This is a genomic window from Collinsella sp. AM41-2BH (assembly GCF_003468085.1).
In the GTDB taxonomy this organism is placed as follows: Bacteria; Actinomycetota; Coriobacteriia; order Coriobacteriales; family Coriobacteriaceae; genus Collinsella.
The window spans coordinates 23,621-49,646 of sequence record NZ_QSGH01000009.1; the positions used below are offsets into that span (position 1 = coordinate 23,621).

The window sequence follows — 26,026 nt, forward strand, 5'->3', positions numbered from 1 at the left end:
ATGGCGACGTTTGATATGCGCGACGAACGCGCGGAGGCTCGAACCGCAGAGGTCGGAGCCTCAGCGCCCGTGCAAACGCAGGCCTTCGACGTGGTCGTCATCGGTGGCGGCCCCGCCGGCATGGCGGCCGCGCTTGCCGCACATAAGGCCGGAGCGCGCGTGGCCATCGTGGAGCGCGAGCAGCATCTGGGCGGCATCCTGCGCCAGTGCATCCACCCCGGCTTTGGCCTGTCGCACTTTAAACAGGAACTCACCGGTCCCGAGTACGCGCAGCGCTTTATCGACCAGGTGCGGGCAACCGATATTGCGCTGTTCCTGAACAGCATGGTGATTGGGATTGATTCAGGCGAGGGCGCGGGCGCAGCCGTGAGCGCGTCGGGCGTGGACGAGGCCCCGGGAGCCACCGCAGTCCATGCCGTCACGCTCATGAGCCGCGCCGGCATGCTGCAGCTCACCGGACGCGCGGTCGTCCTTGCCATGGGGTGCCGTGAGCGCACTCGCAGCGAGATCAAGATCCCCGGCAGCCGTCCCGCCGGCGTGTTTACGGCCGGCCTGGCGCAGCGATACATCAATATCGAAAACCTCAAACCCGGCTCGCGCGCCGTCATTTTGGGTTCGGGCGATATCGGGCTGATCATGGCACGTCGCTGCACGCTCGAGGGGATTTCGGTCGAGGGCGTGTACGAGCTCATGCCGTACGCCAACGGTCTGCGCCGCAACGTCAAGAACTGCCTGGACGACTTTGGCGTTCCGCTACATCTGTCCACCACGGTAACGCGCGTGATCGGGCACGACCGTGTGGAAGCTGTCGAGGTGAGCCAGGTCGATGAGCACTTGGCGCCCATTCCGGGGACCGAGCGCGTTGTTCCGTGTGACACACTGCTGCTTTCGGTGGGCTTAATTCCCGAGAACGAGCTTTCGGTTGCCGCAGGCGTAGAGCTTGACCCGCGCACGCGCGGTGCCGTAGTTGACCAGAGCCTCCAGACAGGCGTGCCGGGCATCTTTGCCTGTGGAAACGTGTTGCACGTGCACGACCTGGCCGACAACGTGACGTGTGAGTCCGAGAGGGCTGGCGCAGCTGCAGCGGCATGGGCATTGGGCGGCGACGCCGGGGCGAGCGCTGCGGGCCCGGGTTGCGAGCTCACCGTCTCCCCTGCCGGCATTGCGGGATACGCACTGCCGGGACGCATTACGGCTGTGGCGCTCACCAAGCTGAACTTCCGCGTGCGCCGGCCGGTCGATGCCGCCCGCGTGCGCATCTTAGCCAACGGCGAAGAACTGTTTGCGGGCAAAGTCCGCCCGTTTAAACCGAGCGTCATGGAAAGCTTCCCGCTGCCGGCAAAGGTCATCAAGCAGGCGTTCGACCTGGGTGCCAGCGAGATTGTCCTATCCGTCGACCCCATCGAGGAGGCATAAACTATGAGCGATAACGTGATCGAAACGCTGCAGTTCAACTGCACCACCTGCCCATCCGAGTGCCTCCTGACCGTAGAGGTGGAGCGCGATGCCAACGGCGCCGTGGCAGAGGTGCGCTCCGTGACCGGCAACAGCTGCCCACGCGGTGATAAATTCGCGCATCAGGAACTCACCTGCCCCATGCGCGTGCTCACCACCACCGTGGCGGTATCCGGCGGCGATGAGGCGCTGCTGCCCGTGCGCACGGCCGAAGCCATCCCGCTGGCACTCCACGCCCAAGCCATGGACCTCATCCGAGGTCTAGTCGTCAACGCCCCCATCCGCATGGGCGACGTCGTGCTGGAGAACCTCCTCAACACCAACATCGACCTCATCGCCAGCATGGACATCGACCCCGCCTAAGCAGCTAATTTGGGACGGGGCTCTTTTTAGCTACCCCGTTCCCTTCCTTTCGGTTGCAAAAGCGCTCTCTTGGCTGCTATCGGATTTGCACCATTTCAAAACTATGCCGGATTACGGGGCTGATTCGGAGACCCCCATCCATACCGGCATTTTTCGATTTTTGATAAGCCGTCTACCTGCGGTTTTAATTTCGCGATTTTTCCCATGGTCAAGTAATACAGGTCCAGCCCCGTAATCCGCCATAGTTTTGAAAGCATCTAATTCGGGACGGGCCTCTAATGACTACTTTTACCTATCATTCCGCATGTTTGATGCAGCTAAAATAGCCCCGTCCCAAATTGACTACGCCGGCATTGGGGATACCATGGTGGCAACCTAGCGAAAGGACGATGTATGGCACATGTCGATGACCAGCGTGTGGCGCGCGTGCTCGATGCGCTCGAGGCTCAGCACCCCGGTGCGCAGCTGCTCGTAAACGACCCGTGGTCGATTTACTATCTGACCGGCTTTTATGCCGATATGTTCGAGCGTTTTTGCGGTGTGCTGCTCGCGCGCGATGACGAGCCCGTGATCTTGGTCAACGCGCTGCATCAGTTGCCGGAGTACGACAATGCCCGCGTCGCCTATCACACCGACACCGAAGTCGTGACAGACGCTATCGCTCGCGAGGTCGATCCGACCAAGCCGCTTGGCATCGACACCGTCATGCGTTCCGGCTTTTTGATGCCCCTTATGGAGCGCCATACCGCGAGCGAGTTTTTCCTAGGCGATTTTGCCGTCACCGCTTCACGCACCCACAAGGATGCCGCCGAGCAGGAGCTCATGCGCATGTCCTCGGCCGCCAACGACGCCGTGATGGTCGACGCCATCAAGCTCGTTCACGAGGGCGTAACGGGGCGCGAAATTGCCGACCAGATGCTCGGCCTGTACCGCAAGCACGACTGCGAGGGCTTTAGCTTTCCGCCCATCGTGAGCTTTGGCGCCAACGCCGGCGATCCGCATCACGAGCCCGACGACACCGTACTCAAGCGTGGCGACGTGGTGCTGTTCGACATTGGCGGACGCCGCTGCAACTACTGCTCGGACATGACGCGTACATTCTTTTGGGGCGAGCCGGACGAGGAGACGGAGCGCATCTACGATATCGTGCGCCGCGCCAACGAGGCCGCCGAGGCGCTCATCGCGCCGGGCGTGCGCATGTGCGATCTGGACCGTGCCGCGCGCGACGTGATTGAGGACGCTGGCTACGGCAAGTACTTCACGCATCGCCTGGGCCACTCGATCGGCCTGCAGGACCACGAGCCGGGCGACGTTTCCCTTGTCAACGAGCAGGTCGTAGAGCCGGGCATGACGTTCTCTATCGAGCCGGGCATCTACCTCCCCGGCCGCACCGGCGTCCGCATCGAGGACCTGTGCCTGGTTACCGAGTCCGGCGTCGAGATCCTCAACGCCTACCCCCACGACCCAGTCAGCCTAGACTAGCCTGGTCCCCAAGCCCCCAAACTAAGTTGCGGTGGAATAGTTCCTGGATGGGCTGCTAGAACCCAAAAACAGGAACTATTTCACCGCAACTGATGAGGGGATGGGTTAACGGAGCAGCCCCGCTACTTCGCCGGCTAGGGTGATGGTACCGGCTGCTACGAAAGGCTCGCCCGCGGCATCGAAAGCCGCGAGGGCCTCGGATACGCTGGGGTACACGCCCGCGAGCTTGTCGGCGTCCACCAGGGAGGCAAGCTCCTGTGCGGGCAAGGCGCGATCGGAATCGGTCTGGGTTACGACCACGCGGGGGAACGCCGGAACCAGAACGTCAACGATACCCGCCACGTCCTTATCGGCCAGCGCGGCGCACAGCAGCGTGGGGCGATTCTCTACGCACGAATCGATCTCGTCCAGTGCGCTCACAAAGTTCTCGCAGCTCTGAGGGTTATGACAGGCGTCGATCAGCTTGAGCGGATTGGTTCCCAGCACATCAAAGCGACCCGGCGTGGGGCAGCCCATAAGCGACGCATCGAGCTTGTCATGATCGAGCTCGCGACCCAGATACCCCTCGCACAGCATAATCGCGCACGCGGCATTCTGCGGCTGATAGGCCGGCTTGACCATGCTCGACGTATAAATCGCGCGCGGCGTGGTGCAGCTAAACTCAACCGTATCGCCCACATGCGCCGGCACCTTGGTCGTGGCGTGGCACACCACGAGCGGCACGACGCCGCACTCGCGACAACGGGCATCCATCACGCGCTGAACGCTCGACTCGTGCGTACCCTCACCCAGCACAACCAAACGTCCGGGCTTGATGACCGCAGCCTTCTCCCCCGCAATGGCCTCGAGCGTGTCACCCAGGATGCGGGTGTGGTCGAGCCCGATGCCGGTGATGGCAACGGCGACGGGATCGGTCGCACTCGTGGCGTCCCAACGGCCGCCCATGCCAACCTCGAGCACGGCAACGTCCACCGCGGCCTCGGCAAACACGACCAGCGCGGCAGCCGTCAGCAGGTCAAACGGCGTGATGGTATAGGCGCGCTCCCCCGCCGCCACACGGCGCGCATTCACGCGATGTCCCGCCTCGACGGCGGCGGAAACACCACGGGCAAACGCCTCATCACTCACGACGCGCCCATCGACCTCCATGCGCTCGGGATAGCGCACCAGCTGCGGCGACGTATACAGCGCGGTCTTGAGCCCCTCGCCCCGAAGGATGGCAGCCGAAAAACGCGTGGTCGAAGTCTTGCCATTGGTACCGGCAACCTGAATGCAATCGAAATACTCGTCCGGACGTCCCAGCTCATCGAGCATATCGACAACGGTCTCAAGCAGAGGCCCAGCATCCCCAGAAATCCGCCCCGTATCAGCAGCAAGCCCCACAGCCTCACCAAACGAAAGCAAATCAAACTCAAAAGGAACGGTATACAAGCCGGAACGCTTAGGCATTTTTAGAACCGCCATTCATAGAAAAATAAAACAGTATAGGTTGAGGATAGTCAGCGAAAACGCCTCTGATGAGCCAAGGTGCCGTGAAACAAGGGCGCATAGGGCTTATGCCCATGCGCCCGAAGTTGAACGGCACCTTGGCCATCAGAGGCGTTTGCAGCGTCGAGTCAGCCGCCGTTCGTAGAACGGCGGAATAGGTGTCCGCAGTAGCGAGCAAAGCGTCGGGACGCGCCCCCGAGTAAACCTTACGAGAAGTCAGCAACCTGAGCAGTCAGCGCCGCCAGGATCTCCTTGAGCTCAGCTGCACGGTCCCTCTTCTTCTGGACCACCGCGGGCGCGGCCTTGGCCACAAAGCCCTCGTTGGCGAGCGTCTTCTCGCAGCCAGCGAGCTCCTTCTGAGCCGCGGCGATCTCCTTCTCCAGGCGCGCCTTCTCGGCCGAAAGGTCAACCTTGCCTTCGAGCACCACAAAGACCTCAACGCCGCTGTCGACCACGGCAATGCTCGCAGCCGGCTTCTCAACGTCGGTACCCATAACCAGCGAAGCAGTGTTCGCCAGCGGTTCAATGGTCGAGCGCAGGCTCTCGAGCTTCTCGATGTCCTCGGCGCCGGCGCGCACGACAACGTCGAGCTCCGCCTTGGGGCTCAAGCGATAGCGCGAACGGGTGGCACGGGCGGCAGACACGACGGCACGGCACAGCTCAAACGCGCGCTCGGCGGGCTCGTCGACGTACTTGGCGTAGTCGGCGGGCTCGGGCCACTTGGCGATCATGAGCGCCTCGGCGCGGTTCACGTTGCCCTCGGCGTCCAGATCGAGCACGCTCGCCGGCATGTTGTCCCAAATCTCCTCGGTGACAAACGGCATGAGCGGGTGCATCAGGCGAATGGACGTGTCGAGCACAAAGATCAGGTTGCGCTGAGCCTGCAGACGGCCCTCGCCCTTCAGGCGGGCCTTGGTGACCTCGACGTACCAGTCGCAGACCTCGTTCCAGAAGAACTGCTGCACGCCGCGGGCCATGTCGCCAAAGGTGTAATTCTCAATACCCTCGGTGACCATCTTCACGGCCTTGGCCAGGCGGCTGAACATCCAGGCGTCGGCCGGCGTCTCCACGACGGGCTCGCCGGGCGTGTAGCCCTCCATGTTCATGAGGAGGAAGCGGCTGGCGTTCCAGATCTTGGTCACAAAGCTCTTGGCCTGGTCGGTACGCGGGCTGTCGATGAGCTTCTTGGTCTTCTTGTCGATGTTCGCGTCAAACTTGACGTCCTGGTTGTTGGTGCACAGCGTGAGCAGGTTGAAGCGCATGGCGTCGGCGCCGTACATGCCAATGAGGTCCATGGGATCGACACCGTTGCCCTTGGACTTGGACATGCGGCTGCCGTCCTTGGCCAGAATCGTCGGGTAGATGACGACGTCCTTAAACGGCACCTCGTCCAAGAAATACAGCGAACTCATGACCATGCGGGCGACCCACAGCGCGATGATGTCGCGTGCGGTGACGAGCGCCGTCGTGGGGTGATGGCCCTCGAGCAGCTCCGGCTTTTGCGGCCAGCCCTGCGTGGCGAAGGTCCACAGCTGCGAGCTGAACCAAGTGTCCAGCACGTTCTCGTCCTGATGCACGTGATGGCCGCCACACTTGGGGCACACGTCGGTGTCCTCGGTGAGGGCGTCCTCCCAGCCACAGTCCTCGCAGTAGAACACGGGGATGCGGTGGCCCCACCACAGCTGACGGCTGATGCACCAGTCCTTAAGGTTCTCCATCCAGGTGGTGTAGGTCTGCGTCCAGCGCGCGGGGTGGAAGGTGACCTTGCCGGAGTTGACGGCGTCGAGCGCCGGCCCCTTGAGCTTGTCGACGGCCACAAACCACTGCTCGGACAGCCACGGCTCCAGGGCGGAGTCGCAACGGTAGCAGTGCATGACGGAGTGGTCGAGCTCTTCGACGTGGTCGAGCAGACCGTGCTCGTCGAACCACTTGACGACAGCCTCGCGGCACTCATCGCGGTTCATGCCGGTAAACTCGCCGTAGCCCTCGACGACCACCGCGTGCTCGTCGAAGATGTTGATCTGCGGCAGGTCGTGAGCCTGACCCATGGCGTAGTCGTTGGGGTCGTGGGCAGGGGTGACCTTGACGAAGCCGGAGCCAAAGTTGGCGTCGACATGCCAATCCTCAAAGATGGGAATCTCGCGGTCGACGATGGGGAGCTTGACGGTCTTACCCACGAAGGCGGCCTTCTCGGGATCCTTCGGGGAGACGGCGACGCCCGTGTCGCCGAGCATGGTCTCGGGGCGCGTGGTGGCGACGACGATGTAGTCCTGGCCGTTGACCGGCTCGGTCAGCGGGTAGCGCAGGTGCCACAGGTGGCCCTTCTCGTCCTTGTACTCGGCCTCGTCGTCCGAGATAGCAGTGGTGCAGTTGGGGCACCAGTTGACGATGCGCTTGCCGCGGTAGATCAGGCCGTCGTGGTACCAGTCGCAGAACACCTTGCGCACGGCCTGGGCGTAGTCCTCGTCCATGGTAAAGCGCTCGTTGTCAAAGTCGACGGAGCAGCCCATACGCTTGATCTGCTCGACAATGATGCCGCCGTACTCGTGGGTCCAGTCCCAGCAGGCGTCGACAAACTTGTCGCGACCGATCTCCAGGCGGCTGATGCCCTCGCTCTTGAGCTTTTTGTCGACCTTGGTCTGCGTGGCGATACCGGCGTGATCGGTACCGAGCACCCAGCGCGTAGACTTGCCGCGCATGCGAGCCATACGGATGATGGCGTCCTGGATGGAGTCGTCGGTGGCGTGACCCATGTGGAGCTTGCCGGTCACGTTGGGAGGCGGAATGGTGACGGTGCAGTCGCCCACGCCCTCACGGCGCTTATAGTAGCCGCCGTCGAGCCACTTCTGCAGGATCGCCGGCTCGTTGGTCGACGGATCGTAGTTCTTGGGCATTTCTTCCATATATCTCTCCCTGTCCCACCGGGGAGGAATGTAGGCCCGATTTTTGCTCGGTCAGGTCCTGGGCTCGCTCGAAGACCACATTACGTGGTCTTCGGCTCGTGCGGAATCTACGAAAATCGGGCCTACATTCCTCCCCTTAGGTATCGATTACTTCAGTCTGAATGACTTCGCTGAGGCTTAAACAAACACACAGAATAACACAGGTAGTTGGGGTTATTGCGTATATATAAAATAGCCTCCGACCGTGGATGGTCGGAGGCTATTTAGAAACACGTTTTAGGCTGGTTTACCCGTAGATGCGTTGGGGCTGTTCGGTGCCTTTTACGGAGGCTTCGGTTACGACGACCTTGGTGACGCCTTCCTCACTGGGCAGGTCGAACATCGTCTGCTGCAGCACGTCCTCGCAGATGGCGCGCAGGCCGCGGGCGCCGGTCTTGCGGGCGAGCGCCATGCGGGCGATCTCGTGCAGGGCCGCGTCCTCAAACTCAAGATCGACATCCTCGAGCTGGAACATCTTGCGGTACTGGCGCACCACGGCGTTCTTGGGCTCGGTCAGGATCGACACCAGGTCGTCCTCATCGAGCGCCTGCGTCTGGGTGACGACGGGCGTACGGCCCACGAACTCGGGGATCATGCCAAAGGCGTTGAGGTCCTGCGGGAGCACCTGGCGCAGCAGGTCGTTCTCGTCGACCGAGGTGGGGCCGGCGATCTCGGAGTTAAAGCCCACGCCCTTGTTGCCCACGCGATCGGCAATGATCTTGTCCAGACCCACAAAGGCACCGCCGCAGATGAACAGGATGTTCGTCGTGTCGATCTGCAGCAGCTCCTGCTGGGGATGCTTGCGGCCGCCGGTGGGCGGAACGCTTGCCACCGTGCCCTCAAGAATCTTCAGCAGTGCCTGCTGAACGCCCTCGCCCGAAACATCGCGGGTGATGGAGAGGTTCTCTGCCTTGCGAGCGATCTTGTCGATCTCGTCCACATAGATAATACCGACCTGCGCACGCTCAATGTCGCCATCAGCGGCGTTGATGAGCTTGAGCAGGATGTTCTCCACGTCCTCGCCCACGTAACCAGCCTCGGTAAGCGCGGTGGCGTCGGCGATAGCAAACGGCACCTCGAGGATACGCGCGAGCGTCTGGGCCAGCAGCGTCTTACCGGTACCGGTGGGACCGAGCAGCAAAATGTTGGACTTGGCGAGCTCCACCTCGTCCATATCATCGTCGAGCTGCGAGTCCAAGCCATCGTCAAAGGCCGAAAGCGCAGCGCCGCCCTCGATCACGCGACGGTAGTGGTTGTACACGGCCACCGACATGGCGCGCTTGGCGTCCTCCTGGCCCATAACATAGGCCGAAAGCTCGTCATAGATCTCGTGCGGCGTCGGCACGTGCGTGATGACCTGACGGTCGTCCTCGAGCTCAAAGCCCTCGGCCTCGGGGTCAACGGCAGGCTGGGACGCAGCCTGGCCGTGATCGTTGAGGAAACCCGGCAGCTTGCCGTTGCGGGCGGCGTCCATAAAGTCCGAAGCCAGCGACTCCTCAAGGATTTCGGAGCAGGCGGCGACGCACTCGTCACAGATAAAGATGTTGGTCGGGCCCTTAACAAGGCGGCGAACCTGACCCTGCTCTTTTCCGCAGAAGGAACAGCGGATGGGGTTGCCGTTCTCGTCAAAGTTGTCCTGCATATTACCGGCCATCCTAGGCGTCCTTCGCGGCAAGATCGCGCGAGGTGACGATACGGTCGATCAGACCGTAGTCGAGGGCCTCGGCAGCGGTCAGGTAGTTGTCACGCTCGGTATCGGCCTGGACCTTCTCGATAGGCTGGCCCGAGGCGTCGGACAGAATCTGGTTGAGCTCGCGGCGGGTCTTCTTGATCTCCTCGGCCACGATCTCGATCTCGGTCTGCTGACCCTGGGCACCGCCGCTGGGCTGGTGAATCATGACCTTGGAGTGCGGCAGGCAGAAGCGCTTGCCCTTGGCGCCGGCCGAAAGCAGCACGGCGGCCATAGACGCGGCCATACCGACGCAAATGGTGGAGACCTGCGGCTTGATAAAGTTCATGGTGTCCAGAATCGCCAGGCCGGAGTAGACCTCGCCACCGGGCGAATTGATATAGAGCGAGATATCCTTCTCGGCATCCTGGCTCTCAAGATGCAGCAGCTGGGCAACGACCAGGTTGGCGCTGACGGAGTTGATTTCCTCGCCCAAGAAGATAATGCGGTCGTTGAGCAGGCGCGAATAGATATCGTAGCTGCGCTCGCCGCGCGGCGTCTGCTCGATAACGTATGGCACGAGGGCGGAATCGAACTTAGCGATCATACGCATCTCCATTTCTCTTACGGACCAATAGTGGTTCTAGACAAACGTACGGTGCCCGCATGCTATGCATTGGCTGGCACCGTACGAAGCAACCGGATAACCGGCTTATAACTTTACCCCATCACGGGCGCACGCAAGCGCTCGTGGGCAAGGTGGCGAGAATTACTCGGCGTCCTTGGCGGTCTCGTCAACCTCGGTCACCTTGGCGTTCTCGACCAGGTGATCGACGGCCTTGGAGCGACGGATGGACTCACGGACGGCAGGCATGCGGCCATCGGCGATGAACTCGGCCTTGGAAGCCTCGACGTCCTTGACGCCGGCCTTCTCGAACTCGGCGTTGATGTCGTCCTCGGTGACCTCGATCTTGAGCTCACGGGCGAGGGCGTCGAGAGCCAGGGACTCACGGGCAACGTCGTTAGCCTGCTTGTGCAGGTCGCCGATGAACTGCTCCATGGTCAGGCCGGAAGCGGGCAGCCAGGTGTCGAGCGTCATGCCGCGGGCGGCGAGGTTGGACAGGAAGTTCTGGCCAAGCTCCTCAAAGACGGACTGCTCGTAATCGGCGTCCATCTCGTCGAGCTGCAGGCGCTCGGCGAGAGCGGAGACGCAACGGTTCTCCTTCTCGGCCGGCAGGCGGGAAGCCTTGTCCTGCTCGATCTCGATCTTGATGGCGTCGCGCATGGCCTCGATGCTGTCGAAGCCAAAGTCGGACTTGACGAGCTCATCGGTGAGCTCGGGGGTGTTGCGGACCTTGATGCCCTTGACGGTGACCTCGACGGTGTGGGTCTCGGCCTCCTCGCCCTCCTCGACCTCGTCGGTCCAGGTGACGGTCTTGACGTCGTCGACGTTAGCGCCGATCAGGGCCTCGTTGAACTCGGCGGGGTTGCTGTCGCTACCGGCGATGAGCATGCGGCCCTCAGCAGCGAAGTTGTCGGCGTTCTCGACGGCCTTGAGGTCGACGGTGACGTAGTCCTCGGCCTCGACGGCGCGACCCTCAACGTCCTCGAAGGTGGCACGGTAGTTGAGGAGCATCTCGACCTGGTTGTTGATCTCGGACTCGGTGACCTCCGCAGGGGGCATCTCGATCTCGACAGCGTCGAAGGAGGAGAGCTCAGCGGCGGGACGCAGGGAGAACTCGACGGTGTAGGTGTAGTCCTCGTGATCCTTGGCGAGGTCGAGGTCCTTGTAGTCACCGTTCTTGGTGGGGACGATGTCCAGCTCGTTGAGGACGGCGGGCTCGTTGGCGGCGATCAGGTCGTTGGTGGCCTGAGCGAGGGTAGCCTCGGCGCCAAGAGCAGAGTCGATAACCGGACGGGGAGCCTTACCGGCGCGGAAGCCCGGGAAGCGGTACTTCTTGGCGGTGTCCTTGTAAGCCTTCTTGATCGCGGCGTCGACGTCGGCGGCCGGGATGGTGACCGTAGCGGTGAGCTTGGCGTCCTTGACGTCAGAAGCGGTGATGTTCAACACGTTCCTCCTCATACTGCCCAGCTTATCTGAGGTGCTGGTACCTTTATGCAACAAAGAGTCGCGACGGCCAGGGCCGACGCAGATGCGTTGGTGCGGGCGAAAGGACTCGAACCTTCACGGGAATCCCACCAGAACCTAAATCTGGCGCGTCTACCAATTCCGCCACGCCCGCATGAGCGCACAGACTAGGAATGATAGCAGATACGAACGACAAGCGCACGCACACGTTTTACAGGCTCACGACCTCACCACGAGTGCAAAAGGCGGGTCGAGTTGCCCCGCCCCGCCAATTACGACTTGTTCGCCGACCCGCTACTCCCCCAGCAGGGCCTTCTCGGGCGTGATCGGCAGCGAGCGGACCTGGTGGCCGGTGGCGTGCGCCACGGCCGAGGCCACGGCGGCGAGCGGCGTGTTGATGACGACCTCGCCGATCGACTTGGCGCCAAACGGGCCCGTCGGCTCGTAGCTCGGCTCAAAGGCCACGCGAATGCTGCCGATATCCAGGCGCGTAGGCAGCTTGTAGCTCATAAAGTTGCCGGTGCGCAGGCGACCGCGGTCGTCATGCTCGACGATCTCGTAGAGCGCGTGACCGATGCCCTGGGCAATGCCGCCCTCGGCCTGGACACGCGCGAGCGCCTCGTTGATCACGGTGCCGCAATCGACGGCAGCGGCGTAATCCACCACGGTCACCTTGCCGGTGGCCTTGTCAACCTCGACCTCGGCAATGCCGGCCATAAACGGCGGGGGCGAAACGGGCAGGCAGGCAGAGGCATGCGAGGTCAGCGCGTCGCCGCCCGCGATGTTCTTGACGCACAGGTTGGCAAAGTCGCGCAGCGTGAGGTAGCGGTTCTGCTCGCGCGCGGCACGCTCGTCGGACAGGCGCACGTACTGGCCGTCGAAGACCACGTCGGCGGCGTCCACGTCCCACATCTGGGCGGCCTTGGCGCAAATCTTCTGGCGCAGCTCGGTCGCGGCGTTCTTGGCTGCCAGGCCCGTCACGTACGTACCCGAGCTCGCGTACGAGCCGGCGTCGAACGGCGACACGTCGGTGTCCACGCCGCGCACCACAATGAGCGAGCTCTCCACGCCCAGCTCCTCGGCGGCAATCTGCGCCAAGATCGTGTCGACGCCCATACCGTTATCGGTGGCGCCGGTGCCGATGGTAATGAAGCCGTCCTCTTCCAGGCGCATGTCGATGCCGGCGATGTCCACGTTGGAGATGCCCGAGCCCTGCATGGTGAGCGCGCAGCCCAGGGCGCGCACGCGGTCGCCCAGGTCGACGGCCAGCGGCTTGTCGCGCCAGCCGATCATGTCCATCGCGCGCAGCAGGCAGCGGTCGAGCGCACAGGCGTTGAGCTTTTCGTTGTAGTACTGCGGCATGACCTCGCCCTCGTGCACCATGTTCTTAAGGCGCAGGTCGGCGGGGTCCATGTGCAGCATGTCGGCGAGCTCGTTGACGGCGCTCTCCACGGCAAATTGGCCCTGGGTGGCACCGTAGCCGCGATACGCGCCGCCGCGGTTGGTGTTGGTGTAGACGGCATCCCAGCTAAAGCGGCTCGCCTTCACGTGGTTGTAGATGGGCAGGCTCTTGTGACCCGAGAGGCCGATCGTCGTGGTGGCGTGCTCGCCGTAAGCGCCGGCGTTGGACAGCGTGTGCAGATCGATTGCCGTGATGGTGCCGTCGTTCATGGCGCCCAGCTTAACGGTCATCTGCATCTGGTGGCGCGAGTTGCCCGCAGTGATGGTCTCCTCGCGGGTGTAGCAGCAGTAGCTCGGACGGCCGGTCTGCTGGGTGACGAACGCCACGAAGATCTCGCAGCAGCCCGTCTGCTTGGAGCCAAAGCCGCCGCCGATGCGCGGCTTAATGACCTGCACCTGCGACTGCGGAATGTCGAGCGACTGCGCGACCATGCGGCGCACGTGGAAGGGCACCTGCGTGGAGGTGGTCACCGAGATGCGCCCGAACGCGTCGGTCGTCGCAAAGGCGCGGAAGGTCTCCATGGGCGCGGTCTGCGTGGCCTGGCTGGTGTAGGTGCGCTCAAAGACGATGTCGCTCTGGGCGAAGGCCTCGTCCAGATCGCCATAATCGCTGGTACCGCTGCACACCAGGTTGCGCGGAACATCACCGCCCTGCGGGAACATAAAGGTCACGTCGCTCTCGGGGTGGACCACGATGTCGTTATCGAGTGCCTGGGTAAAGTCGAGCAGGGGCTCGAGCACCTCGTAGTCGACCTTGATGAGCTTGAGCGCCTTGTCGGCGGCCTCCTCGGTCTCGGCGGCGACGATCGCCACCTCTTCGTTTTGATAACGGACGAGGTTCTCGAGAATCAGACGGTCGTAGGGACTCGGCTGCGGATAGCTCTGGCCGGCAATGGTAAAACGGCGCTTGGGAACGTCCTCGTAGGTGTAGACGCCCACCACGCCGGGCACCTTCAGGGCGCGCGACGTATCGATGGAGCGGATCTTGGCGCGGGCATACGGGCTGCGCTTGAGTTTGACGATGAGCGCACCGGCGGGCACCATATCGCCCGTGTAGACGGGACGGCCCTCGAGCAGGGCCTTCGAGTCCTTCTTGGGCTGCTTGTGGGTAATCTGCTTGTAGGTGACGCCGTCAGAGCTCGTGTCGTTGACCGGCAGCTCGGGCATCTCGAAGCCCACCTGCACGCCGGACTCGTTAAGGAAGCGGACGATGGCGCGCAGCTGGCTCTCGTAGCCGCTGCAGCGGCAGAGGTTGCCGGCGAGCTGGCGCGAGAGCTCCTCGCGCGTGGCGACGAGGCTCGGGTCCTCCTTGGCGGCGCGGGCAAGCGCCAGCACGTTCATGATGAGGCCGGGGGCGCAAAAACCGCACTGCTCGGCACCTTCGGCAGCCATCGCGCGGGCAAGCGCCTCGGACTCAGCCTTGAGGCCCTCGAGCGTGGTGATGGTATGGCCCTCGACGCGCGCGGCGGGAACCGAGCAGCTCAGCACCGGGTCGCCGTCGAGCCACACCGTGCACAGGCCGCAGTTGGTGGTCTCGCAGGCGCAGCGCACCGACGCACAGCCCTGCTCGCGCAGCAGCGCAAAGAGCATGGTGTCGGGGGCAATCTGAACCTTGACCTTACGGCCGTTGAGCGTAAAGGAAAGATCGATGAGTTTGGCAGCCATTAGCGCACCTCGCTAGAATCGACGCCGGGCACGCGGCGGCAGGAATACTCGTCCGTAGCATATCTGGGGACCTGAACGGTCTCGAGCTCGCGGGCAAGCGCGGCCGAAAGCTCAATGCCGGCGGCGCGGCGCACGGCCTGAATCGCCAACGGTGCCGAGATGCGGCGGCGATACTCGGCCGAGCCCCACATGTTGGTGCCATAGCTGAGCGCGCGCACGGACGCGGCCAGGGCGCGCAGCTCGTCCTCGGAAGGCTGCTCGTTCACCAGGCCGCACGCCTCGCCCTGCAGCAGGGTCGCACGCAGCGGGCGAGCGCCCACGGTGACATGCCAGCTGTTATCCCACCAGGCGGCGGTAACGTTTAGGGAGGGGAAGTCGGTCGCGGCCTTGCGTACGGCCTCGTAGCTCGCGCGGTAGTCGTGCTTAACGACCACGACGTGCTCGATCACGTCGCGCACATAGCCCATGTTCACAAACTCGGCAAGCGGCACGCGGCCGGCACCCGTCAGCTCAACGTACGAGTCGAGCGCCAAAAAGGCCGAGAGCACGTCCGAAAAACCAAAGCGGCCGTAGATGCTGCCGCCCACCGTGGCGGTATTGCGCAGCTGCACGCCCACGATATCGTGGACGGCAAACTCGAATACGTTGTTGACAAGCGCGTTGAGCTCGGCATGGCGCTCGAGCTGGCGCAGGGTGCACATGGCACCGATGCGAAACTCGGTCTCGGTCTCCTCGATCTGATCGAGTCCGCAGGCCGAAAGGTCAATCGCCGTCGCCACACGACGCGAACCCAGGCGCATCCAGATACCGCCGCCCACAATCTTGTTGTTGCGGTTCTTCTGCAAGAGCTCATAGGCTTCGGCCGCGTTTCCAACACGGACGTAGGTACCGAACTTGAGCACGTTCTCCCCCATCTCTTTACTTGTCCAGTACCTCTAAGTGTACCAAACGAGGGCGCACGACCCTCACCACCATAGAAAAAGGCTCCCGGCCAATATGGTCGGGAGCCTTAAGCTCATCAGCTGATGCTGTATGGAGCTATGTTGAGCTGGATTTAGCAGACGCCCTGGGCGAGCATGGCGTCGGCGACCTTCAGGAAGCCGGCGATGTTGGCGCCCATGACAAAGTTGCCCTCCTGGCCGTACTCCTTGGCGGTGTCGTCCACGTTGTGGAACATGCCGCGCATGAGCTGCTCGAGCTTGCCGTCGACCTCCTCGAAGGTCCAGGACAGGTGCTCGGCGTTCTGGCTCATCTCCAGGCCGGACACGAGTACGCCGCCGGCGTTGGCAGCCTTACCGGGCATAAAGGCGACGCCGTTCTCCTGGAAGTAGGTCGTGGCCTCGATGGTCGTAGGCATGTTCGCGCCCTCGCCGACCACCTTGCAGCCGTTGGCGACGAGCGCCTGGGCGTCCTCGAGCAGCAGCGTGTTCTCGCGAGCGCAGGGCAGCGCGATGTCGCAGGGCAGCTGCCAAACGCCACGGCCGTCGCCCTCGTGCCACACGGCGTTGGGCTTCTCGTCAACGTACATAGCGAGCGTAACGCCCTTGTCGTGGCCGGAGCGCTTCTTGTTGTAGACATGCTCGAGCACGGTGTAGTCGATGCCGTCGGGATCCTCGACCCAGCCGTGGGTATCGGAGCAGGCCAGCACCTTGCCGCCGAGCTGAGCGACCTTCTGGACGGCGTAGATAGCGACGTTGCCGGAGCCGTGAACGACGACGTTCTTGCCTTCGAAGGAGTCGCCGCGGCTCTTGAGGTACTCGTCCACAAAGTAGACCAAACCGTAACCGGTGGCCTCGGTACGGGCGAGCGAGCCGCCAAAGGAGAGGCCCTTGCCGGTGAGGACGCCGGTCCACTCGTTGGTCAGGCGCTTGTACTGACCGAACAGGTAGGCAACCTCGCGGCCGCCAACGCCCAGGTCGCCGGCGGGAACGTCGGTGTTGGGGCCAATGTGGCGATAGAGCTCGGTCATGAAGGACTGGCAGAAGTGCATGATCTCGTTGTTGGACTTGCCCTTGGGGTCAAAGTCGGAGCCGCCCTTGCCGCCGCCCATGGGAAGGGTGGTCAGGCTGTTCTTGAGGATCTGCTCCAGGCCCAGGAACTTGAGCATGCCCAGGGTGACCGTCGGGTTAAAGCGCAGGCCGCCCTTGTAGGGTCCAATGGCAGAATTGAACTCGACGCGGTAACCGCGGTTGACCTGAACCTTGCCCTGGTCGTCGACCCAGGGAACACGGAACATGACGATGCGCTCGGGCTCGACGAGGCGCTCCAGCAGGGCTGCCTCCTCGTACTCGGGGTGGGCGTCGAGCGCCGGCTGGATGGTGCCGAGGATCTCGGTCGCGGCCTGGATGAACTCAGGCTGCTCGGGATAGCGGGCCTTGAGCTCTTCGAGAACTTTCTGCGTGTAGCTCATGCTTCCTCCAATGATGGGAAACGAAAAGTGTCGGTCGCGGCACCCCATGCGCCGCGAGCTTTATCGTGTATGGATAATATCGCACTGTTGCGGCAAAGTTACGGATAAGATCGCGGGCGGATGTTTCATTTTGATTACGATGCAGGTAGATGCGTTTTTGAGCGCCTGACGTGCAAGTTGCGTGTTTCGAAGCTGTTTCGTCCACATGGTCCATACCACCACAAAGAGGACAGGCACCTTTGTGGTGGTTGGCAGGATGCGTTGGCGGGAACGTATGTGAATCGAACACATCCAAGACGTTTTGCACGCCTCACAACGGTTTTGAGGACCGCGGGGCCCACCGGAGCCCATCCGTTCCCAAACGTGGCGGTATTTTACCAAACGCGCAGTGTCGCGCCACGAAAACGGCCCATCTACTACGTTTAACCAGCAAGGGTTAGCCATACCCACTTTTTCGTAACATCGGCAAGTCATCTACCTGCGGTTTTGTTTTTGCGGTTTTTGAAATGGTCGAGGGTAGTCACTTAAACGTAGTAGATAGGCAGGTTTTGTGGCGAGCGGCGATTCGGAGCCCTAGCGAAGCGATCTGAGGCCGCCGGCCTCTTTGTCGAGCACCGTAAAACGCACCGCATCCAGATGCTCCAGGATGCTGATGGCACGCTTGCGCGACACGCCCAGGGCCTCACGCAGCACGCTCGTGGTGGCAGCACCGCCGGCAGCCTCGATAGCGGCGGCAACAAGCTCGTGCGCATGAGCATCCGCGGCGGCGGACAGGGCAACGTCGCGTTCGATCTTAACGATCGCGCGGTTGAGCGAAAGCTCGCGCAGGGCACGCGTCATGGTGTCGCGATCGAGCTGCAGACGCTCACCCACCTCGGGCAGCGTCGCCGCACCGAGACCCGCCTCGTCGAGGGCGGCCACGATGCGCTGGCTCGCCTCGCGCACCACACGTATCGCCGCAGCGGCAGAGTGCGGGTCGAACACCTCGGCACCGTCGACGGTGCACACGCCGCGCGCACAGCCCTCGAGAACGAGCGCGGACGCGACGTCTTCGCCCGCTGTCGGCCAGGCGGCATGCGCGACCTCGCCCGGCGTGAAACCCGTCTGCTTGGGCGCGGCCCCGTGCATGGCGGCCAGCGTGACGGAGAGCGTGGCGAGGGCGGCATCGAGCACAGCGGGGGCGGCATAGAGCTCCTCGGTCGAGCGCTCGGCACGAAGCGCCACGGCGTCACCCGAGGAAACCGCCCCGTGCAGGAGCGCAGCCGCCTCGGCACCCGAAAGATCGAGAGCACGGGCTGCGGCCGCGGCAGACACGGGCAGGCGCTGCAGCCCCAACCATGCGGCAACGGCGGTGGCGCGGTCGTCGGCATCCAGGGACCCGAGCAGCGCGCACTCGCCCGCGGAGAGGACGCGCGAGCGGCGACACCGCGAAAGAAGAACACGACCGCCGCCGATAAGCACCACCGGCGAGAACGCGAGCACAATGAGGCCGTCGCCCGATCGCACGGGAAGGCGCTCCTCCAGACGGACCTGCACGATGCGGGTCTCGCCAGCCTCAATAGGACCCTCACCCTCCATGAGCATGATACGGCCGAGGACCTCTGCCGTGCCCACCATCACGTGGACGCGCGTGCCGGACTCGAAGGGCACGGGCTTGGCGCCCTCGCGCCCCAGATAGGTGAAGCGCGCGATAAGCCTGAGCGTCGAGCCCTCGGCACCAGACCCGCAGAGGACCTCGCCGCGCGGAAGGTCGCCCGCGCCGTCGCCCACGATGTTGAGCGCCACGCGCTGTCCGGGCAACGCCCGAGGAGTATCGCCATGCACCTGAATCGCGCGAACGCGGCAGCGCACGCCCGCGGGACTCGAAACGAGCTCATCGCCCACCGCCACGGGGGCATCGTGAAGCGTGCCCGTGACGACCGTCCCGGATCCCTTGATGGTGAAGCAGCGGTCGATGGGCAGGCGCGGGGCCAGACAGGGGCGCACCGGGCGGGATGCGGCATCGGCCAGGAAAGAGTCGATAGCGGTATCGAGGGCAAGGCGAATGTCCTCGATACCCGCACCCGTGCGAGAGGAAACGGGCACCACGGGCGCATTGGCAAAGACGGTATCGCCGAGGAAATCCATCACGTCGAGCTCGGCGAGCTCCGCCGTCTCGTCATCGGCCAGATCGCGCATCGTGAGCGCCACCACGAGGTGCCTCACGCCCAACAGCTCCAACACGTACACGTGCTCTCGCGTCTGCGGCATCACGCCCTCAACGGCAGAAACCACCAGCAACGCAACGCCCACGCCGGTGGCACCCTGTACCATCGCGCGCAGGTAGTGCGCATGCCCGGGCACGTCGACCAAGCCGACAAGCTTGCCGCTCGGCAGCGCCAGCTCGCCAAAACCGAGCTCCGTGGTCATGCCGCGGCGCCGCTCGACCTCCAGGCGGTCGGGATTTTTGCCGGTCAGCGCCTCGATAAGGACCGACTTTCCGTGGTCGACGTGTCCTGCCGTTCCAACGACAACGGGACACTCGACAAGCTCGCGCGCACTCATCGATGCAAACCCGCCCGCACGGCATCGGCCAACGCGGACGCGCACAGATCAAGGTCGGTATCGTGCAATAGCGTGCGAACGTCAAACAGTACCTGACCATGCTGCACGCGCGTCACGACCGGCGTATCGGACTCCTGTACCATAGCGCGCTTTAGGCCATCGGCGGACAGGCGCCCATCGACGGGGCAAACGGCAACGCAAAAAGTTGGGAGCTCGACGGTCGGCAGCGACCCGCCGCCCGGGGCAGAGGCGCCCTCGACAACCTGCAGCTCCACCGCCTCCTCGAACTGAGAGTCGCGAAGCTTGCGCAGCATGCGGTCGTGCAGGCGCTTGGCCTGACGATCAAGCGGAACCGGCGCGCCGGAAAGCATGTTGAGCACCGGGATCTCACGATGTGCCGTATCGGGACCGGCCACATACAGACGCAGGGTGGCCTCGAGCGCCGCGAGTGTGAGCTTGCCGGGACGAAGCGCGCGCATGAGCGGATGCGAAGCGCAGGCGGCGATTACTTGGGCGCTACCGAGAATAATGCCCGCCTGCGAGGCGCCGAGCAGCTTGTCGCCCGAGCACGAGACGACGTCAACGCCGGCGCCAAGAGACACGGACGTGGGCCTCTCCCCCGCATCGGCGAGTACCCCATCTGCAAGCAAAGCGCCTGAGCCTTGGTCCTCGTAAAGCAACAGGCCATGTTCATGCGCCAGCGCAGAAAGCTCCGCCACGGAAACCTCCTCGTGGAAGCCCTCGATACGGTAGTTGGAAGGATGGACTTTGAGGATCATCGCCGTGTTGGGCGTGATGGCGTTTCGATAATCATCCAGATGTGTGCGGTTGGTAGAGCCAACCTCGACAAGCTTGGCACCCGAAGCCGCCATGATGTCGGGGATGCGGAAGCTGCCGCCCACCTCGACAAGCTCGCCGCGGCTCACGATGACCTCTTTGCCGAAGGCATGCGCGGCAAGCACCAACAGCACCGCGGCGGCATTGTTGTTGACAACTAAGGCGTCCTGCGCCCCCGTGAGCGTGCGCAGCAGACGCGCGGCATGCTCTTTGCGGCCCCCGCGAGCGCAGGTTGAGACGTCATACTCAAGCGTGCTGTAGCCTCGGGCGACATCGGTCACCGCCTGCACCGCCGCGGGAGCGAGCGGAGCGCGGCCCAGATTGGTGTGAATCACAACGCCCGTCGCGTTGACGGCAGGGCGCAGGGTCGGCAGCGACAGGCGATGGGTCCGCTGCTCAATTGCCAAGGCGAGCTCGCGCTTGTTCCTTGCAGGGGCGCCGGAGCGAATCGCCGCGCGCTCGGCATCGAGCTCGGCGTCAATCGCCTCGCGTACCATCGTGTCGCCTGCATCGCCAGCAGCCTTCATGACCGGCCACTCGGCAAGCAGCTCGTGAACGGCGGGAATGGAACGCAGGCGGCCGCGCACCTCGGCAGACATGGATTCGCAGTCGCTCATGAAAAGCCTTTCGACATGTTCAATAAAAAGCTGGTCCCCCGCGATCGTCATCGGGCAAATAAATACCGGCGCGCACGCAAAAGGGACAGGTCCATTATGGCAGCTCGTGACAAGACGTCGAAGCGCCTCGTCTAAAACCTGCCAAAATAAACCTGTCCCTTTTTGGTCGGTTATGGCTTGGTGGCTTTAGGCCTCCTTATTGGCGTAGATAAACCAGTAGCCCAGCGCCACGATCAGGGCGCCACCCACGATATTGCCCAGCGTGGCGACCGTAAGGTTGAGCGCCAACCCGGCAGCGTTGAGGGCATCGGCGCCAGCGACATCGGCTCCATAGCCGCAGGAGTGCATCAAAATGCCCATGGGCAAAAAGTACATGTTGGCAACGCAGTGCTCAAAACCGCAGGCTACAAAGGCAGCGATGGGCAGCAAAATGCCCACGACCTTGTCGACCACGGTCTTGCCGGCAGTGCCGATCCATACGGCCAGACACACAAAGATGTTGCACAGAATGCCGCGGAAGAAGATGGTAACGGCGCCGATCGTAACCTTACCGGCGGCGACACTCACCATGGTGTTGGCGACGGCCTCGCCGTTGAGTTTGTAAATGGCTGCCATGTAAATCAAAAAGACAACGAACAGGGCGCCGGCAAAGTTGCCGATCCACACAATAGCCCAAGCCTTGAGCATCTGGACGAGCGTGATCTTTTTGCTCTTAAGCGCGCAGACCATAAGCGAGTTGCCGGTAAACAGTTCCGCGCCGCAAATGAGCACGAGCACCAGTCCCAGGCAAAAAGCAAGACCGCCCACGAAGCGCTGGGCGCCCCAGCCAAGCGTGGGATCGCTCAGAAAGACCGTGAAGAACAGGCCGCCGAAGGCGATGAACGCGCCGGCGAACATGGCGAGCAAAAAGGCCTTCGAGACCGGCAGGTTGGCCTTGGTAACGCCTGCGGCCTCGGTCTTCGCCTCGATCGCGGCGGGCGCCAGGCAATCGGAGGTGGGGTATTCTGCCTTGCTCTGTGCCATGGAAATCACTTCTTTCTTACGATTCGGGACAAACGCTCCTGGTTCATTTGCCCCGCGAGGTCGGACGGTATAAAAATAAACGCGAGCCAAATTAGCATATTGGCCTGCGATTATATAGCTTGGAGCGGGCGACGGGAAGTCCAAGGATTTGCTTCGCTGCGGGCCTTCGGCCCTTGCGTGCTGCGCTGGAAAATGCTCACGCATTTTCTCAGCTCCGCACCCTGGCGGATTCGATTCCCGTCGCCCGGCGCGTAAACGAAAACAGCTCTGATCCCCAAAGGAAACCAAAGCCGTTAAAACAATTCTTATGGAGCGGGCGACGGGAATCGAACCCGCGTCATCAGCTTGGAAGGCTGGGGTTCTACCATTGAACTACGCCCGCAAGATATGGTCGGGACGACAGGATTTGAACCTGCGACATCCTGCTCCCAAAGCAGGCGCGCTACCAAACTGCGCCACGTCCCGAAGGTGTTGAGCAGCTAAGGTCTAAACCTTGCGTGTCCCAAAGCGAAGGAAATTATAGGGGAGACTCCCCGCCTGTGCAAGCGACGATACCCTAGCTCCTCGAATGTACGACAAACCAGCTGTGGAGCAGGCCGATCACAAACGCCACCACGGCAACCGGCGCCCACGCGGCTCCAATGTCTGCCAGCGGCAGCGCATCGAACGGCAGCCACGCGCCCGTAAAGAACGCATCGCGGACCGAGGTAATCACGCTCTGCACTGCGACAACGCCGCCGACCCAGACCCACACCTGCGGATGCGCGTCGCAAAAACCGTGCACCAGACCCATAAGCACCAGCACGATGGCGACGGGGTACAGGGCGTTGAGCATGGGCACCGAGAACATAAGAATCACGTCGAGGCCCACGTTGGAAAGCACGCACGAAAACGCCGCGAACACAAAGGCGAGAACAGCAAAGGGACGACGCATGGCCTCCTCGGAAGCCTCCGCTCCCCCTTTGACCACATACGTCTCGCAGAAATAGCGCGAACAGCAGCTGATAAGGCCAATGCACACGTTCATGCAAGCGAGGAAGAAGATCGCAAAGACCACGACCGTGCCGGCGAGGCCAAAGTGCATAGAGGCGGAACGGGCGAGGATGGCGGCACCGTTGGTGGCATCGGGCATCACGGTGCTGAGCTGCGCGCCGGCAAGGCCCAAGCCGCAGTAGATGATGGCCATGAGCACACCGGCGATCACGCCGGAGCGCGAAATCTCGAAGGCAACGCGCTTGTCATCGGTAACACCCAGCTCGTGGATGGTCTCGGCGATGATGATGCCAAAGGCGAGCGACGCGAGCAGGTCCATGGTCTGATAGCCGGTCAAAAAGCCCTGTACGGCAGCGCCAGCATTATAGGGAGCCTGCGGCGCGGCAGCGGAGCCCAGCGGCGAGACCACAGCGGCACCCACGACCAATACGATAAGGGCAATGAGCGCGGGGCCCGTAATGCGGCCGAGCACGCGCGTGATGACGCCGGGGCGCAGCGTGAGCGCAAACGCGATGATAAAGAATCCAACGGCAAACACCAGGCGTGCCGTGCTGAGCGAGACGCCCTCGGGCAGCAGCGGCACCAGCATCTCGAAGGCCGTGGAGCTCGTGCGCGGAATGGCCAGGCACGGGCCAATGGCCAGATACACCGCCGCAACAAAGAACTCGCCAAACTTGGGGTGCACGCGGCCGGCAAGCTCGCGCGCCGTTCCGGCAAGCGCAACGGCGATAAAGCCCATGACGGGCAGGCCGATGGCGGCAATGAGAAAGCCAAGCATGGCAACCGGCGTGGCAGAGCCTGCCTGCAGCGCCAGCAGCGGCGGGATAATAAGGTTGCCGGCGCCAAAGAGCATCGAGAACAGGGCGATGCCGACGGTGAGGACATGGTCGGAGCGCAGACCGCGCGGGGCGGATGAAGCCATGGGACCACCTTTCGGGTCGAATCAAAAACGGGACGGGCACAAGACCCGTCCCGCAAGTATATACGCTTTAGCAGGCTAAATCGCGCACAGCTTCAATCTAGCCACCCCTTTTGAGCCGTTACGCGTCCGAGCGACGACGACGCAGCAGCTCGAGCGCTATTGCGATAAGCGCAACGGCGCCCGCAGCCACGGCGACGGCCAATGGCGCGTGATCGCCCGTATCGGCGAGCTGCTGAGCGCTCGACTTGGAAGATTCCTTCTTGCCGGAGTTTTCCGCGCCCGATGCCTTTGCCTTATCAGCTGCGGAGTCATCCGAACTACCGGGTTTTGTCGGATCCTTTGAATCCGGCTGGTCCGAATCGGGCGTTCCGGGCTTTTCCGGCTCCGGCTTACTCGGGTTGTCGGGCTCAGGCTTATCCGGGTTATCCGGGTCCGGCTTGTCCGGCTGATCAGGCTCCGGTTTGCCGGGCTCGGGCCTGCCCGGGTCAGGCTGGTCGGGCTCGGGCTTGTCCGGCTGGTCCGGGTCAGGCTGGTCCGGGTCCGGCTTGTCCGGATCGGGTCCATCGGGCTTGTCCGGATCGGGAACCACCGGGTCCGGGTCGACAGACTCTTGCTTCTTCTTCACCGTCAGCGTACCGGGCTCAACCGTGACATCAAAGTTCGGGTCGGTGACCGTCGCCTCGATCTGGTACTCGCCCGCCGGAGAACTCTCATCGGCGACGCAGGAGTACTCGACCTTCACGCCCGAGGTATCGGCCGAGCTCTTTAGGCTCGAGGTAAAGGCGGGATTCATCTCTCCCTCGAAGCGTTCAACATCGTCGACTTTTACCTTAAGCTTCGTCGGCGCAATCCTGAACTTGCGCGAGGCGGCGCCGATATACCCGTTGCTTCGCAGCGTGGCAACGGCGCGATACGTGCCGGCATCGGTCGGGGCCTCACTCGACGAATAGTGCGTGCCGCCCGTCCCGTAATACCTGACCCTCAGGTCACCTTCGCAGGCCTTGGGAACCCCCGTGACCTCGGGCGCCTGGGCGTCACCGCTATAGACGAAGTTGCCGCTCTCAAATGCAAGCTTGACCCGCTTCGCCTGAACGACCAGAACAAAGTGCGCGGTCCCGGTCTCACCCCGAGCGTCCTTGCACGTGATGTCAAAGCTAGACACTCCGGCCTTGGACGGGGTGCCCGAGAGCGTCAGGCCGCCCGCTGTGCGGGTGAGCTTAAACCCGTCGGGGAGCTTAGCGTCGTCCCATGTGTACTCATATGGAGCTTCGCCACCCGCGGCACCCGCAATCGTCGCTCGATACGTGCTATGCGCACGTGCGACCGGCAGCAGACCGCCGTTGAACACGAGGGCATCCCGGAGCACAACGGAAACGACGGCACGATCGCTTTCCACCTGCGCCTCGGTACCAAGGTAGCGCTGAGTGACGCGGCAGAAATACTCGCCGGCGCAATCCTCATCAAGGCCCTCGATGAGGAGCGTCTCCCCCGTCTCGCCCTCGAGCGCCACGGTCTCGCCGCCCACCATGTGGAACCACTGATAGGAAAGTTCGACATCGGCGGCGGAACCCGTGGACGAGGACGTGTGGTCGAGGACGCCCTTGCCCGCCTCGGCAGCAACCGAGAGCACAACAGCATCGCCCTCGTGGGCACTCGCGTCCTGTGGCTGCGCAATCACCTTCGGAGCGTCCGCTTTCGCGAACTCGAACGTAATCTCGTGCGACGCGGTGACGCCACTCAGCGTGACCTCGTACGCTCCGCCCTCATAGCCGGAAATATCGAGATCGATGGCCTTGTCCGGGCCGGCTTCCGTGACCGTCACCCGCTCGAGGTAGCAGCCCTCGTCGGGCGTCGCCGAGAGCGTCACGTCGCCGCCCGCATCAACGGTGACGGAAGCGTTGTCGACCGAACCGTTGACCGCCTTTGCCGTCACCTCAAAGCGCTCGGGCTTGTCCGGGTTATCGGGCTCGGGGTTATCAGGGTCGGGATTATCGGGATCAGGCTTGGGATCTGGATCAGGCTTGGGATCTGGATCAGGCTTGGGATCTGGATCAGGCTTGGGATCC

General features: G+C 63.0%; 16 protein-coding genes and 4 tRNA genes. 3 read left to right on the top strand and 17 right to left on the bottom strand.

Annotation, left to right across the window (positions count from 1 at the left end):
* From DW899_RS05950 to DW899_RS05960, 3 genes are all read left to right on the top strand, one after another.
* Positions 1 to 1,416 (top strand): NAD(P)/FAD-dependent oxidoreductase, encoded by a 1,416-nt coding sequence (locus DW899_RS05950; RefSeq protein ID WP_233539922.1) that lies wholly within the window; start codon positions 1 to 3, stop codon positions 1,414 to 1,416.
* Between the two features lie 3 nt (positions 1,417 to 1,419).
* The gene (locus DW899_RS05955) at positions 1,420 to 1,818 is read left to right on the top strand and encodes a DUF1667 domain-containing protein (RefSeq protein WP_117800314.1); all 399 of its coding nucleotides are present in this window, start codon (positions 1,420 to 1,422) and stop codon (positions 1,816 to 1,818) included.
* Between the two features lie 393 nt (positions 1,819 to 2,211).
* Entirely contained in the window at positions 2,212 to 3,300 is a 1,089-nt protein-coding gene (locus DW899_RS05960) for a Xaa-Pro peptidase family protein (protein ID WP_117800315.1), read from the top strand.
* Between the two features lie 105 nt (positions 3,301 to 3,405).
* Here DW899_RS05960 and DW899_RS05965 read toward each other — a convergent pair whose 3' ends face one another.
* The 17 genes from DW899_RS05965 to DW899_RS10660 all read right to left on the bottom strand — a co-directional run.
* Complete coding sequence (locus DW899_RS05965) at positions 3,406 to 4,749, bottom strand: folylpolyglutamate synthase/dihydrofolate synthase family protein (RefSeq protein WP_117800316.1); 1,344 nt, start codon at positions 4,747 to 4,749, stop codon at positions 3,406 to 3,408.
* A 245-nt stretch (positions 4,750 to 4,994) separates the two neighbouring features.
* Positions 4,995 to 7,691: a valine--tRNA ligase gene (locus tag DW899_RS05970; RefSeq protein WP_117736426.1), complete on the bottom strand. Its 2,697-nt coding sequence runs from the start codon at positions 7,689 to 7,691 to the stop codon at positions 4,995 to 4,997.
* 286 nt (positions 7,692 to 7,977) lie between these two features.
* Positions 7,978 to 9,384 carry an ATP-dependent Clp protease ATP-binding subunit ClpX gene (clpX, locus tag DW899_RS05975; RefSeq protein WP_117800317.1) on the bottom strand — a complete coding sequence of 469 codons (1,407 nt, stop codon included), beginning with the start codon at positions 9,382 to 9,384 and terminating at the stop codon, positions 7,978 to 7,980.
* Position 9,385: 1 nt separating this feature from the next.
* Positions 9,386 to 10,006 carry an ATP-dependent Clp protease proteolytic subunit gene (locus tag DW899_RS05980; protein WP_022095182.1) on the bottom strand — a complete coding sequence of 207 codons (621 nt, stop codon included), beginning with the start codon at positions 10,004 to 10,006 and terminating at the stop codon, positions 9,386 to 9,388.
* Positions 10,007 to 10,168: 162 nt separating this feature from the next.
* The gene (gene tig / locus DW899_RS05985) at positions 10,169 to 11,470 is read right to left on the bottom strand and encodes a trigger factor (RefSeq protein ID WP_233502592.1); all 1,302 of its coding nucleotides are present in this window, start codon (positions 11,468 to 11,470) and stop codon (positions 10,169 to 10,171) included.
* An 88-nt stretch (positions 11,471 to 11,558) separates the two neighbouring features.
* Positions 11,559 to 11,642 (bottom strand) — tRNA-Leu (locus tag DW899_RS05990).
* A gap of 140 nt (positions 11,643 to 11,782) precedes the next feature.
* A complete protein-coding gene (locus tag DW899_RS05995) occupies positions 11,783 to 14,614 on the bottom strand; it encodes a molybdopterin cofactor-binding domain-containing protein (RefSeq protein ID WP_117800318.1) in 2,832 nt (943 codons plus the stop codon).
* Entirely contained in the window at positions 14,614 to 15,528 is a 915-nt protein-coding gene (locus tag DW899_RS06000) for a xanthine dehydrogenase family protein subunit M (protein ID WP_117800319.1), read from the bottom strand. Before DW899_RS06000 ends, DW899_RS05995 begins: the two co-directional genes overlap by 1 nt.
* Before the next feature lie 140 nt (positions 15,529 to 15,668).
* Positions 15,669 to 17,024, bottom strand: coding sequence for an NADP-specific glutamate dehydrogenase (gdhA, locus tag DW899_RS06005; RefSeq protein WP_117790751.1), 1,356 nt, complete (start codon positions 17,022 to 17,024; stop codon positions 15,669 to 15,671).
* A 262-nt stretch (positions 17,025 to 17,286) separates the two neighbouring features.
* Positions 17,287 to 17,383 (bottom strand) — tRNA-Sec (locus DW899_RS10535).
* Positions 17,384 to 17,597: 214 nt separating this feature from the next.
* Positions 17,598 to 19,568 (bottom strand): selenocysteine-specific translation elongation factor, encoded by a 1,971-nt coding sequence (gene selB, locus DW899_RS06010; protein WP_117800320.1) that lies wholly within the window; start codon positions 19,566 to 19,568, stop codon positions 17,598 to 17,600.
* Positions 19,565 to 21,022, bottom strand: coding sequence for an L-seryl-tRNA(Sec) selenium transferase (gene selA / locus DW899_RS06015; RefSeq protein WP_158566581.1), 1,458 nt, complete (start codon positions 21,020 to 21,022; stop codon positions 19,565 to 19,567). Before selA ends, selB begins: the two co-directional genes overlap by 4 nt.
* 186 nt (positions 21,023 to 21,208) lie before the next feature.
* Complete coding sequence (locus DW899_RS06020; RefSeq protein WP_117800322.1) at positions 21,209 to 22,045, bottom strand: formate/nitrite transporter family protein; 837 nt, start codon at positions 22,043 to 22,045, stop codon at positions 21,209 to 21,211.
* A gap of 308 nt (positions 22,046 to 22,353) precedes the next feature.
* Positions 22,354 to 22,427, bottom strand: a tRNA-Gly gene (locus tag DW899_RS06025).
* A gap of 6 nt (positions 22,428 to 22,433) precedes the next feature.
* Positions 22,434 to 22,510, bottom strand: a tRNA-Pro gene (locus DW899_RS06030).
* Between the two features lie 91 nt (positions 22,511 to 22,601).
* Complete coding sequence (gene brnQ / locus DW899_RS06035; RefSeq protein ID WP_117757039.1) at positions 22,602 to 23,960, bottom strand: branched-chain amino acid transport system II carrier protein; 1,359 nt, start codon at positions 23,958 to 23,960, stop codon at positions 22,602 to 22,604.
* Between the two features lie 118 nt (positions 23,961 to 24,078).
* A partial coding sequence (locus DW899_RS10660) for an MBG domain-containing protein (protein ID WP_233539923.1) occupies positions 24,079 to 26,026 on the bottom strand: 1,948 nt, incomplete at its 5' end.